This window comes from Acidovorax sp. A1169 (assembly GCF_030704685.1).
In the GTDB taxonomy this organism is placed as follows: Bacteria; Pseudomonadota; Gammaproteobacteria; order Burkholderiales; family Burkholderiaceae_C; genus Acidovorax.
The window spans coordinates 225,742-239,053 of the sequence record NZ_JAUZDX010000001.1 but is presented as its reverse complement, the minus strand read 5'-3'; the positions used below and the strand labels follow the sequence as shown (position 1 = coordinate 239,053).

General features: G+C 65.1%; 9 protein-coding genes. All 9 read right to left on the bottom strand.

Going from position 1 to position 13,312, the window contains the following annotated elements:
• Positions 1–10: 10 nt before the first annotated feature.
• The 9 genes from mlaE to aroB all read right to left on the bottom strand — a co-directional run bounded on the left by mlaE (position 11) and on the right by aroB (position 13,228).
• Complete coding sequence (gene mlaE / locus QYL93_RS01045) at positions 11–793, bottom strand: lipid asymmetry maintenance ABC transporter permease subunit MlaE (RefSeq protein WP_305741924.1); 783 nt, start codon at positions 791–793, stop codon at positions 11–13.
• Positions 790–1,608 (bottom strand): ABC transporter ATP-binding protein, encoded by an 819-nt coding sequence (locus QYL93_RS01040; RefSeq protein WP_057205258.1) that lies wholly within the window; start codon positions 1,606–1,608, stop codon positions 790–792. The genes mlaE and QYL93_RS01040 overlap by 4 nt, the downstream gene beginning before the upstream one ends.
• Before the next feature lie 306 nt (positions 1,609–1,914).
• Entirely contained in the window at positions 1,915–3,393 is a 1,479-nt protein-coding gene (locus QYL93_RS01035) for a glutamate synthase subunit beta (protein ID WP_305741923.1), read from the bottom strand.
• A gap of 53 nt (positions 3,394–3,446) precedes the next feature.
• Positions 3,447–8,183: a glutamate synthase-related protein gene (locus tag QYL93_RS01030; RefSeq protein ID WP_305741922.1), complete on the bottom strand. Its 4,737-nt coding sequence runs from the start codon at positions 8,181–8,183 to the stop codon at positions 3,447–3,449.
• A gap of 176 nt (positions 8,184–8,359) precedes the next feature.
• Positions 8,360–9,064, bottom strand: a complete 705-nt coding sequence (locus QYL93_RS01025; protein WP_305742293.1) for a transposase — start codon at positions 9,062–9,064, stop codon at positions 8,360–8,362.
• A gap of 100 nt (positions 9,065–9,164) precedes the next feature.
• On the bottom strand, positions 9,165–10,100 hold the full coding sequence (locus QYL93_RS01020; protein ID WP_305741921.1) for an SAM-dependent methyltransferase: 936 nt from the start codon (positions 10,098–10,100) through the stop codon (positions 9,165–9,167).
• Complete coding sequence (locus QYL93_RS01015; protein WP_305741920.1) at positions 10,097–10,729, bottom strand: DUF1415 domain-containing protein; 633 nt, start codon at positions 10,727–10,729, stop codon at positions 10,097–10,099. The genes QYL93_RS01020 and QYL93_RS01015 overlap by 4 nt, the downstream gene beginning before the upstream one ends.
• 101 nt (positions 10,730–10,830) lie before the next feature.
• Positions 10,831–11,958 carry a deoxyguanosinetriphosphate triphosphohydrolase gene (locus tag QYL93_RS01010; protein WP_370876923.1) on the bottom strand — a complete coding sequence of 376 codons (1,128 nt, stop codon included), beginning with the start codon at positions 11,956–11,958 and terminating at the stop codon, positions 10,831–10,833.
• A gap of 115 nt (positions 11,959–12,073) precedes the next feature.
• Positions 12,074–13,228 (bottom strand): 3-dehydroquinate synthase, encoded by a 1,155-nt coding sequence (aroB, locus tag QYL93_RS01005; RefSeq protein WP_305741918.1) that lies wholly within the window; start codon positions 13,226–13,228, stop codon positions 12,074–12,076.
• Positions 13,229–13,312 lie beyond the last annotated feature (84 nt).

The window sequence follows — 13,312 nt, the reverse complement described above, 5'->3', positions numbered from 1 at the left end:
TTGCCCGGCGTCAGATACTGAACATCATGGCGGTGAGGAGGAAGTCCAGCGCCAGCACTGCCAGCGAGGCCATCACCACGGTGCGCGTCGTGGCGCGAGACACCCCTTCAGGCGTGGGCTTGGCGGCATAGCCCTGCAGCAGTGCCACGAAGGTGACGGTGATGCCGAAGACAAAGCTCTTGGCGACGCCGTTGCCGACGTCCTTCCACACATCCACCCCACCCTGCATCTGGCTCCAGAAGGCGCCGGGGTCGATGCCGATGAGCACCACGCCGACCACCCAGCCGCCGATCACGCCCACGGCGCTGAACACGGCGGCCAGCAGCGGCATGGTGATGACGCCGGCCCAGAAACGCGGCGCCAAAATGCGGCGCACCGGGTCCACGGCCATCATCTCCATGGCGCTGAGCTGCTCGCCCGCGCGCATGAGGCCGATCTCGGCCGTCAGCGAGGTGCCCGCCCGGCCGGCGAACAGCAGCGCCGTGACCACGGGCCCCAGCTCGCGCACCAGCGACAGCGCCACCAGCATGCCCAGCGCCTCGGACGAGCCGTAGCGCTGCAGCGTGTAGTAGCCCTGCAGGCCGAGCACGAAGCCCACGAACAGGCCCGACACAGCGATGATGGCCAGCGAATAATTGCCCAGAAAGTGCACCTGGTCGCGCACCAGCGACGGCCGCATGAAGGTGGCACCGAACAGGCGCACCAGGCGCACGAACAGGTGCGCCGCAGCGCCGATGTCGGCCAGTTGCTGGCGCACGGCCAGGCCCACGTCAGAAGGTTGGTACCAGCTCACAGGCCTATCCCCCCGGCAGGGCCGAAGTCCTGCTCCGCAGTGGGCCCCGGGTAATGGAAGGGCACCGGCCCCGTGGGCAGCGCGTGCACGAACTGGTGCACCAGCGGATCCTTGCTGGCGCGCACCTCATCGGGCGTGCCCTGCGCGGCGACCACGCCTTCGCCGAGGATGATCACGTGGTCGGCTAGGCGGAAGGTTTCCTCCAGGTCGTGCGAGACCACGATGCTGGTCAGCCCCATGGCATCGTTGAGCTGGCGGATCAGTTGGGCGGCGGTGCCCAGCGAAATGGGATCGAGCCCGGCAAAGGGCTCGTCGTACATGACTAGCTCGGGGTCGAGCGCGATGGCACGGGCCAGCGCCACGCGCCGGGCCATGCCGCCCGAAATCTCGCTTGGCATGAGGTCGCGCGCACCGCGCAGGCCCACGGCATTGAGCTTCATGAGCACCACATCGCGCACCAGCGCCTCGGGCAGGTCGGTGTGCTCGCGCAGCGGAAAGGCGACGTTCTCGAACACATCGAGGTCGGTGAACAGGGCGCCGAACTGGAACAACATGCCCATGCGCCGCCGCGCCGTATAAAGGCCAGCCGCGTCCATCTTCCCCACATTCTGGCCATCGAACAGCACCTCGCCCTGCTGCGCTTGCTGCTGCCCACCAATCAGGCGCAGCACTGTCGTCTTGCCGCCGCCCGAGGCCCCCATGAGCGCCGTGACCTTGCCGCGCGGCACGGTCAGCGACACGTCGCGCAGGATGGCGCGGTCACCGTAGGAGAACGTGACGTTGCGCAATTCGGCAAAGGGCGAAGGCTCAGGCATGCAGAAGAAAAAGGGTGGTATGCAGAAACGATGGTCCGCGCACACGGCAAACCCTGCGCGCAACACAGCAGCGATGGTAGCCGAATCCACAAACATACATACATGTATGTTTGCACTTTCTCGATACGGGTTGTGCGAACCTGCCTAGGACATCAGTGTCTGGTATTCCCGGAGGGACATTGCTTCCAATTGTGCCTATATCCAGCGTCGCGCGTGCGCAACGGTCTTTCCCGGATGGGAACCCTGTTGCACGCCATGAAAAACGGCGCCACCAGGGCGCCGCTCTCAGCCTTGCCTTGCCAGCAATCAGCGCGGCAGATCCGAGTAGCCCATGAGGAACTCATCGACGGAGCGCGCAGCCTGGCGGCCCTCGCGGATGGCCCAGACCACCAGGGACTGGCCACGGCGGATGTCGCCTGCAGCAAACACCTTGGGGGCGCTGGTGGCGTAGCCGCCGTCGAACTCGGTGGTGGCGCGGGCGTTGCCACGGGCGTCCTTGTCGACACCGAAGGCTTCGAGCACGGCGGCCACGGGGCTCACGAAGCCCATGGCCAGCAGCACCAGGTCGGCCTTGAGGATCTGCTCGGAGCCGGCGACCTCGACCATCTTGCCGTCCTTCCACTCCACGCGCACGGTCTTGAGGCCGGTGACCTTGCCTTTCTCGCCGATGAACTCCTTGGTGGAGATGGCGAACTCGCGCTCGCAGCCTTCTTCATGGCTGGAGCTGGTGCGCAGCTTGATCGGCCAGTAGGGCCAGGTCATGGGGCGGTTCTCGACCTCGGGCGGCTGGGGCATGAGCTCGAACTGCGTGACGCTGACAGCGCCGTGGCGGTTGCTGGTGCCCACGCAGTCGCTGCCGGTGTCGCCGCCACCGATCACGATGACGTGCTTGCCATCGGCGCGCAGCTGGTTCTTGAGCTTGTCACCAGCGTTGACCTTGTTCTGCTGGGGCAGGAACTCCATGGCGAAGTGGATGCCGTCGAGATCGCGGCCGGGCACAGGCAGATCGCGGCTCTGCTCGGCGCCGCCGGTGAGCAGCACGGCGTCGAACTCGGCCTGCAGTTGCTCGGGGGTGATGGTTTCCTTGGCCCAGTTGGTGACCTTGGAGCCCTTGCCCAGACCGTCCTTGGCGGCACCGACGAAGACGCTGGTGCGGATGGTGACGCCTTCGGCCTTGAGCTGGTCGGCACGGCGGTCGATGTGCGCCTTCTCCATCTTGAAGTCGGGGATGCCGTAACGCAGCAGCCCGCCGATGCGGTCGTTCTTCTCGAACAAGGTCACGTCGTGGCCCACGCGCGCCAGCTGCTGGGCGGCGGCCATGCCGGCCGGGCCGGCGCCGATCACGGCAACCTTCTTGCCGGTCTTGTGCTTGGAAGGCAGGGGCTTGACCCAGCCTTCTTCCCAGGCGCGGTCGATGATGGCGTGCTCGATGGACTTGATGCCCACGGCATCGTCGTTCACGTTGAGCACGCAGGCCGCCTCGCAGGGTGCGGGGCAGATGCGGCCGGTGAACTCGGGGAAGTTGTTCGTGCTGTGCAGCACGGCGATGGCGCTCTTCCAGTCGGCCTGGTAGACCAGGTCGTTGAAGTCCGGAATGATGTTGTTCACCGGGCAGCCGCTGTTGCAGAACGGCGTGCCGCAGTCCATGCAGCGCGCGCCCTGCACCTTGGCCTGGGATTCATCCAGGCCGATGACGAATTCCTTGTAGTGCTTCAGGCGCTCGCCGACGGGCTTGTAGCCCTCTTCGATGCGCTCGTACTCCATGAAGCCGGTGGTCTTTCCCATGATTGCGTGTCCTTGTCTATGAATGCTGTGCAGGTGTGTGGTGGGGCCGCGCCTTACTTGGCGGGCACGGCCACGTTCTTGGAGGCCGGCGCCACCGCGGGGGTGGCAGGCTCCTCAAGCACCTTGCGTTCATAAATTTCGGCCAGCGCGCGCTTGTACTCGGTCGGGAAGACCTTGACGAACTTGCTGCGCGATGCCGCCCAGTTGTCGAGCAGTTCGCGCGCGCGCTTGCTGCCCGTCCAGCGGTTGTGGTCTTCCAGCAGCTTCTTGAGCTGGGCTTCGTCGGTCTGGCCGTTGTGCCAGATGGCGCGCGGCACGGTGGATTCCTGCTCGGACGAGGGCAGGATGCGTTCGAGCGTGACCATGGACATGTTGCAACGCGTGTCGAACTGGCCGTCTTCATCATAGACGTAGGCCACGCCGCCGCTCATGCCTGCCGCAAAGTTGCGGCCGGTCTTGCCCAGCACCATCACGGTGCCGCCGGTCATGTATTCGCAGCCATGGTCGCCCGTGCCTTCGACGACCGCCGTGGCCCCCGACAGGCGCACGGCAAAGCGCTCGCCGGCCACGCCGCTGAAGAAGGCTTCGCCCGTGGTGGCGCCATACATCACGGTGTTGCCCACGATGGTGTTGCGCACCGAGTCACCGCGGAAGTCGATGCTGGGGCGCACGACGACGCGGCCGCCCGACAGCCCCTTGCCCGTGTAGTCGTTGGCGTCGCCGATCAGGTACAGCGTGATGCCGCGCGTGAGGAAGGCGCCGAAGGACTGGCCGCCCGTGCCTTCGAGCTGGATGCGGATGGTGTCGTCTGGCAGGCCTTCGGGGTGGGCACGCGTCACGGCACCCGAGAGCATGGCGCCCACGGAGCGGTTGACGTTGCGCGCCACCTCGATGAACTGCACGCGCTCGCCCTTGTCGATGGCGGGGCGGCTGCGCTCGATAAGCTTGCGGTCGAGCGTGTTCTCGATGTTGTGGTCCTGCACGTCCACGTGGTAGCGCGGCACGTCGGCCGGCACGTTGGGCTGGGCGAACAGGCGGCCGAAATCGAGGCCGCGGGCCTTCCAGTGGGCGATGCCGGAACGCGTGTCGAGCAGGTCGGAGCGGCCGATCAGGTCGTCGAACTTGCGGATGCCCAGCTGGGCCATGATCTGGCGCACTTCTTCGGCTATGAAGAAGAAGTAGTTGACCACATGCTCGGGCTTGCCCGAGAACTTGGCGCGCAGCGCGGGGTCCTGCGTGGCCACGCCCACCGGGCAGGTGTTCAGGTGGCACTTGCGCATCATGATGCAACCCTCGACGACCAGGGGCGCCGTGGCAAAGCCGAACTCGTCGGCGCCGAGCAGCGCGCCGATGGCGACGTCGCGGCCGGTCTTCATCTGGCCATCGGCCTGCACGCGCACGCGGCCGCGCAGGCGGTTGAGCACCAGGGTCTGCTGGGTTTCGGCCAGGCCGATTTCCCAGGGGCCGCCCGCGTGCTTGATCGACGACCAGGGCGAAGCACCGGTGCCGCCGTCATGCCCGGCGATCACGATGTGATCGCTCTTGCACTTGGTGACGCCTGCGGCAATGGTGCCCACGCCGACTTCGGACACCAGCTTGGTGCTGATGCTGGCGTGCGGTGCCACGTTCTTCAGGTCGTGGATGAGCTGGGCCAGGTCTTCGATGGAGTAGATGTCATGGTGCGGCGGGGGCGAGATCAGGCCCACGCCGGGCACGCTGTGGCGCAGCTTGCCGATGTAGTTGGAGACCTTGCCGCCGGGCAGCTGGCCGCCTTCGCCAGGCTTGGCACCCTGGGCCATCTTGATCTGGATCTGGTCGGCCGAGGACAGGTACTCGGCCGTGACGCCGAAGCGGCCCGAGGCCACCTGCTTGATGCGGCTGCGCAGGGAGTCGCCGTCCTGCAGGGGCAGGTCGACCTCGACGTTCTCGGCGCCGATCACGCTCTTCAAGGTGTCCCCCAGCTTGATCGGGATACCCTTGAGTTCGTTGCGGTAGCGCGCGGCGTCCTCGCCGCCTTCGCCGGTGTTGCTCTTGCCGCCGATGCGGTTCATGGCCACGGCCAGCGTGGCATGCGCCTCGGTGGAGATGGAGCCCAGCGACATGGCGCCGGTGGCAAAGCGCTTGACGATCTCCTTGGCAGGCTCGACCTCGTCCACTGGGATGGCCTTGGCGGGGTCGATCTTGAACTCGAACAGGCCGCGCAGCGTCATGTGGCGCTTGCTCTGGTCGTTGATGAGCTGGGCGTATTCCTTGTACGTGTTCCAGTTGTTGGCACGCGTGGAGTGCTGCAGCTTGGCAATGGCGTCGGGGCTCCACATGTGCTCTTCGCCACGGGCGCGCCAGGCGTATTCGCCGCCGGCGTCGAGCATGGTTTCGAGCACGGGGTCGTCGCCGAAGGCGGCCTTGTGCATGCGGATGGCTTCCTCGGCGATCTCGAACACGCCGATGCCTTCCACGCGGCTGGCAGTGCCCGTGAAGTACTTGCCCACGGTGTCGGTGTTCAGGCCGATGGCCTCGAACAGCTGCGCACCGCAGTAGCTCATGTAGGTGCTCACGCCCATCTTGGACATGATCTTGGACAAGCCCTTGCCGATGGCCTTGACGTAGTTGTAGATGGCCTTGTCCGGCGACAGGTCGCCGGGCATGTTCTTGTGCATCTCGGTCAGGGTTTCCATCGCGAGGTAGGGGTGCACGGCTTCGGCCCCGTAGCCGCCCAGCACGGCGAAGTGGTGCACTTCACGCGCAGTGCCGGTCTCGACCACCAGGCCTGCCGTGGTGCGCAGGCCTGCGCCCACCAGGTGCTGGTGAATGGCCGACAGGGCCAGCAGCGCAGGGATGGCCACCTGGGTGGCGCTCACGGCGCGGTCGCTGACGATCAGGATGTTGGCGCCGCCCTTGATGGCGTCCACGGCCTGCGCGCACAGCGAGGCGAGCTTGGCTTCCACCCCCTCACGGCCCCAGTCCAGCGGGTAGGTGATGTCGATGGTGGCGCTCTTGAACTTGCCCTGCGTGTATTTTTCGATGTCGCGCAGCTTGGCCATGTCGGCAAAGTCGAGCACGGGCTGGCTCACTTCGAGCCGCATCGGCGGGTTGACCTGGTTGATGTCCAGCAGGTTGGGCTTGGGGCCGATGAAGCTGTTGAGCGACATCACGATGGCCTCGCGGATCGGGTCGATCGGCGGGTTCGTCACCTGGGCGAACAGCTGCTTGAAGTAGTTGAACAGCGGCTTGTTCTTGCCCGAGAGCACGGCCAGCGGGCTGTCGTTGCCCATGGAGCCGATGCCTTCCTCGCCATTGCGGGCCATGGGGGCCATCAGGAATTTGATGTCTTCCTGCGTGTAGCCGAAGGCCTGCTGGCGGTCGAGCAGCGGCAGCGTGGAAGCTTCGGGCGCGGGCGCCTCGGCCGCAGCGTCGATGCTGTCGAGCTTGATGCGCAGGTTCTCGATCCACTGCTTGTAGGGCTTGGTGTTGACGACGTTGGCCTTGAGCTCCTCGTCGTCGATCATGCGGCCCTGCTCCAGGTCGATCAGGAACATCTTGCCGGGCTGCAGGCGCCACTTGCGCACAATCTTGTTCTCGGGGATGGGCAGCACGCCCGATTCCGAGGCCATGATGACCAGGTCGTCATCGGTGATGCAGTAGCGGGAGGGGCGCAGGCCGTTGCGGTCCAGCGTGGCGCCGATCTGGCGGCCATCGGTGAAGACGATGGAGGCCGGGCCATCCCAGGGCTCCATCATCGCGGCATGGTATTCATAGAAGGCGCGGCGGCGCTCGTCCATGGTGGTGTGCTGCTCCCAGGGCTCGGGGATCATCATCATCACGGCCTGGCTGATGGGGTAGCCGGCCATGGTCAGCAACTCGAGGCAGTTGTCGAACGTGGCGGTGTCGGATTGATCGGCAAAGCTGATGGGGTAGAGCTTGTGCAGGTCGGCCGCGAGCACGGGCGAGGCCATCACGCCTTCGCGCGCCTTCATCCAGTTGTAGTTGCCCTTGACGGTGTTGATTTCACCGTTGTGCGCCACGTAGCGGTACGGGTGGGCCAGCGGCCACTCGGGGAAGGTGTTGGTGGAAAAGCGCTGGTGCACCAGGCCGATGGCCGAGACGCAGCGCTCGTCCTGCAAATCCATGTAGTAGGTGCCCACCTGGTCGGCCAGCAGCAGGCCCTTGTAGACCACGGTGCGGCTGGACATGCTGGGAACGTAGTATTCCTTGCTGTGCTTGAGCTTGAGGTTCTGGATGGCGGCGCTGGCGGTCTTGCGGATGACGTACAGCTTGCGCTCCAGCGCGTCCTGGACGATCACGTCGTTGCCACGGCCGATGAAGACCTGGCGCAGGATGGGCTCCTTTTTGCGCACGGTGGGCGACATGGGCATGTCGACGTTCACCGGCACGTCGCGCCAGCCGAGCAGCACCTGGCCTTCGGCCTTGATGGCGCGTTCCATCTCCTGCTCGCAGGCCAGGCGCGAGGCGTGCTCCTTGGGCAGGAAGATCATGCCCACGCCGTATTCACCAGCGGCAGGCAGCGTGATGCCCAACTTGGCCATTTCTTCGCGGTACAGCGCGTCGGGGATCTGGATCAGGATACCTGCGCCGTCGCCCATGAGCTTGTCGGCACCCACGGCGCCCCGGTGGTCGATGTTCTCCAGGATCTTCAAGGCCTGCGTCACGATGTCGTGGCGCTTGACGCCCTTGATGTGGGCGACGAAACCGAGCCCACAGGCGTCGTGTTCGTTGGACGATGAATACAAACCGTTTTGTTGGAGATGCTGGATCTCGGCAGCCGTGGTCATGGCGCACTCCTCATGAATTTTCGCAGGGAGTGCAAGATTAGTGCATTGCAACATGCAAGGCAAGCATATTAATTGGGGTCAGATTCTTATTAAATTATCCAACTGAATAAGTCGGATTTAATTGGGGACATGTTAAATCGAGGCGAGTTGCGGGCGCGAGCGCTTTGAAAACCCGTTCAGAACTCGATGGAGGGCGCGGGCATGGGTGGCCGGCCAGGCTTGGCCTTGGCCACCCGGCGGGGGGTCAGCTTCTGCAACTCGGCCACGAAGTCGGCTTCACCCAGAGCCCAGCCACTCAGGGCGGATTGCGTCAGCGCATGCAGTTGCCTCTCGCCAAGCCCTGATTGCACCAGTGCAGCATAGGCAGCCTCGCGCGCAAAAGGCGTGTTGCCCAGCGCCCAGTAAAACGCGTGGGTGGTGAGCAGCTTGTCGGTGCGCAGCCCCAGCCAGTGGCCATGGCTCGACCAGAGGTAATCTGCCGCGCGCGTGGCGATGCCGGCGCGTACAGGGTTGAGGTCGATATAGACCATACAGGCCAGCAGGTAGCGCTCGGCCTCTATCACGGTGGAGCGGTAGCGCCCTTCCCACAAGGTGCCCATGCGGCCATGGCGCTGGTTGAAGTAGCGCACGTAGCTGCGGCCGATGGACTGCATCATCTGTGGCAGACCATCGTCGGTGGACGGAGTGGCCAGCAGATGGAAGTGGTTGTCCATGAGCACGTAGGCATGCAGGGCCACCTGGAACTTGCGCGCGTTTTCATCCAGGAGTGCCAGCATGGACTCGAAGTCGGCTCGGTCCAGGAAGATCACCTGGCGGTTGTTGCCGCGCTGGATCACATGGTGGGGAAAGCCGGGCAGTGTCAGTCGGGGCAGGCGGGCCATGGCGAAGGCGGGTTGCTGGAGGGAACGGAGAGGCATGATATACCTGTCCCCCATTTCACCCAATGCGGTGCCCGCCGCCCACAGGCACCCAGAGTGGATTCTAGGGCGCGACGGCTTCGGCGCTGTCCGCTTGCGCCTCGGTCAGAGGCTGCAGTCCGAACCGCCCGGCCATCGCCTGCTCCAGCCCCATTTCGCGCAGGATGGCGCGCAGGCGCTCTGCGGCGCTGCGCTTCTTCTGGCCGGTGTAGCGCGCGATGATGAGCTCGTTCTTCATGCTGTGCTCCCAGCCCACGAGCTCGGTCACCGTGACCTGGTAGCCGCTGGCCTCCAGGTACAGGCAGCGCAGCACGTTCGTGACCTGGCTGCCCAGCTCGCGCGTGTGCAAGGGGTGGCGCCACAGCTCGGCCAGCGGCGTGCGCGCCAGCTGCAGCGCCTTGCCCTGGCGCAGGCAGGCGGCCATTTCGGCCTGGCAGCAGGGCACCAGGACCATGGCGCGGGCACGCTTTTGCAGGCCGAAGGCGATGGCATCGTCGGTGGCGGTATCGCAGGCATGCAGCGCGGTGACCACGTCGACCTGCGCTGGCAGCTCGGCGGCATCAGCGGATTCAGCCACCGACAGGTTCAAAAATGACATGCGGCCAAAGCCCAGCCGCTGGGCCAGCGCGCGCGACTTGTCCACCAGCTCGCTGCGCGTTTCGATGCCATAGATATGGCCGCGCGAGAGCGCCTTGAAATACAGGTCGTAGAGGATGAAACCCAGATAGGACTTGCCCGCGCCATGATCGGCCAGGCTGGGGCTGTGCCCTTCGGCCGACAACTCGGTGAGCAGGGGCTCGATGAAGTTGAACAGGTGGTACACCTGCTTGAGCTTGCGCCGCGAATCCTGGTTGAGCCGCCCTTCGCGGGTGAGGATGTGCAGCTCCTGCAGCAGCTCGATCGACTGGCCTGGCCGCAGTTCGGACAGCAGATCCGCTTGCGCAGGTGGGGCCCTCTTGCCCGCAGGCTTGGCGCTTTGCTTGTTGCGGGGCGCGTTCATGCAGCACCTCCCACCGCTGGGGCAGCGGCGCAGCCGGCACCAACCTGCAGAGCCCCCCAACCTGGCATGCCCAGCTTTTCAAGCACTTCGATATTGCGTTCGTAGATGGTCTCGGCCTCGGGGAAGACTTCCACCGCGCGGTCGATGCTTTCTTCTCGCAGCAGATGCAGCGTGGGGTACGGGGAGCGGTTGGTGCAGTTGGTCACGTCATCCTCACGGGTGCCAGCAAACTGGAACTGTGGATGGAAACTGGCGATCTGCAGCGTGCCGTCGAGTTCGAGTTCTTCCAGCAGAGCGTCTGCCTCGCCGAGAAAATCGTTGAAATCCAGGAAATCCGCCAGCAACGGCGTGGGCACGACCAGCAAGGTGGTGTCCCGGACGGCAGCCGCCATCCCCGCCAAAGCAAGCAGCTCTTCACGCAGATCGGCCAGCAGTTGCTGGGGATCGACGGCGGCACTCACCACGTAGTGGATCTGCCCCTTGGCGTGCACTCCCTTGGCAAAAGGGCACAGGTTCAGGCCGATGACGGCCCGCTCCAGCCATTGCACCGTGTCTCGAACGACCGGGTGCGCGGCAAGTGAGGAAGAGACCTCGGTTGATGGCAAGGCCGCAGAAGAAAGGGATTTCATGCAAAGGCGCTGGGCGCGCGCGTGGGGTGGCTGGCAATTTTAACGGGCGGGACCCAACCAGGTCTTTTGGCGCCCTTTCGACCGGAGTCGGCGCCCACCCGTCAGTCGAGCAGGCGTTGCCCCGTAAGGCGCTCGTGCTCCCGCGCGGCGAAGCGGTCCGTCATGCCTGCGATGAAGTCGGCAATCGCACGTGCCTTGACCGAGCCATCGCTGGTGTTGGCCTGCTGCGCAAATGCGGGTTTCATCTCGTGCGGCGCCTGCGCAAAGGCGGCAAAGAGATCCCGCACGATCTGCTGCGCTCGCCCGGTGGTCTCCATCACCTGGGGATGGCGGTACAGGTTCTTAAACAGAAAGCGCTTGAGCACCGTGGACTGCTCCCGCATGGCGTCGCTGAACATCACCAGCGGCGCAGACTGCCGCACCGCGTCGGCGCTGTCCGGCGCCGCCTGCACCAGCGCCGCCGAGGTGGCGTCGATCACGTCGTACACCTGGGCGCTGAGCATGAGGCGAATGGCCTCGAACAGCAGGCGGCGGTGCATGGCGGCATCGTTCAGGTGCGGGTGTGTGGCCTGGGCCGCATGGCGGTACTGGTCGAAGAGCGGCACCTCGCACAGTTGCGCCAGAGTGATGAGGCCAGAACGCACTCCGTCGTCGATGTCGTGGGCGTTGTAGGCGATCTCGTCGGCAAGGTTGCACAGCTGGGCCTCCAGGCTGGGCTGCTCGCGGCGCAGGAAGCGCCCACCAACCCCACCGGGTTCAGCGTCTTCGAGCTGTTGTGCGTGTGCGCGGGAGCAGTGCTTGAGGATGCCCTCGCGCGTCTCGAAGCTGAGGTTCAGGCCGTCGAACTGGGGGTAGCGCTCCTCCAACTTGTCCACGACCCGCAGGCTTTGCAGGTTGTGTTCGAATCCACCGTGGTCGGCCATGCAGCCGTGCAATGCGTCCTGCCCGGCATGGCCAAAGGGCGTGTGGCCCAGGTCATGGGCCAGCGAGATGGCCTCGACGAGGTCTTCATCGATGCGCAGCGAGCGCGCAATCGACCGGCCCAACTGCGCGACTTCCAGCGAATGGGTCAGGCGGGTGCGGAACAGATCGCCTTCGTGGTTGAGGAAGACCTGGGTCTTGTAGACCAGCCGGCGAAAGGCCGTGGAATGCACGATGCGGTCGCGGTCACGCTGGTACTCTGTCCGCGTGGGTGCCGGCGCTTCGGGATATCGCCGGCCCCTGCTCATGGCAGACAGGCTGGCGTAGACGGCAAGATCGGCTCTGCTGCTCACAATGCCAGCAGCTGTTCAGCGCAAGGCGGAACGCCGAAGCCGCAGCGCGCACAAGGCACCGACAACCCCGTCACGCGCAGCACGCATCAATAACATCCCGAACCAACTGGTCGGGAGCAGCACGGACGATCGCCTTGCCAGGACCATCAATGAGCACGAAGCGGATTTCACCCGCCTCGGACTTCTTGTCGATGCGCATGAGTTCCAGGTAGCGGCCTGCGTTGTCCGTCGCATCGAGGACAGGGCCCCTGATAGGCAGCCCCGCACGCTCGATGAGCGTGATGAGTCGCTGCACGAATGCACCATCGACCAAGCCCAGCCGACGCGAGAGTTCGGCTGCCATCACCATGCCTGCGCCCACGCCTTCGCCATGCAGCCACACGCCGTAGCCCATGCCCGCCTCAATGGCATGGCCAAAGGTATGGCCGAAATTCAGAATGGCCCGCAGGCCACCCTCGCGTTCGTCCTGGCTGACCACCCAGGCCTTGATCTCGCAGCTGCGGCGCACGGCATGGGCCAAGGCGGCCCGGTCACGGGAGCGCAGCGCGTCGATGGAGGATTCCAGCCACTGCATGAACTCCATGTCTGCGATGGGCCCGTACTTGAGCACTTCGGCCAGACCGGCGCTCATCTCGCGCGGGCTCAAGGTATCGAGCGTGGCCAGGTCACACACCACCAGCCGGGGTTGGTAGAACGCGCCCACCATGTTCTTGCCCAGCGGGTGGTTGATGGCTGTCTTGCCCCCCACCGAGGAATCCACCTGCGCGAGCAAGGTAGTGGGGATCTGCACGAAGGGAACGCCGCGCATGTAGGTCGCGGCGGCAAAGCCGGTCATGTCGCCGATGACGCCGCCACCGAGCGCAAACAGCACCGCCTTGCGGTCGCAGCCATGGGTCAGCAAGGCATCGAAGATGCGCTGCAGGGTCTCCCACCCTTTGAACTCCTCGCCATCCGGCAGTTGCACCGTGTGCACGACCGGGTAGCGCTTGCGCAATGCCTCCACCACCTGCGCCCCGTACAAAGGGCCCACCGTATCGTTGGTGACGACCAGTGCCGATGTACCGCTAGGGAGCTCCAAACCCTCTTGCAGGAGGCCGAGAAGGCCTGCACCGATTTCGATGCCGTAGCTGCGATCGCCCAAGTCGATGGAGACTCTGTACGAGGCAAACTCTGCCGGGGATGCAGACTGAGAAGTGGGGACCAGATCAACTACTGTTTCAGACATAGGGCCCTAGTTTACGAAGAATGGCGCAGGGACCGCCAAGGTGATGGCATGCAAGAGAGCACCCAAAAGGAAAAACCCCGAGGG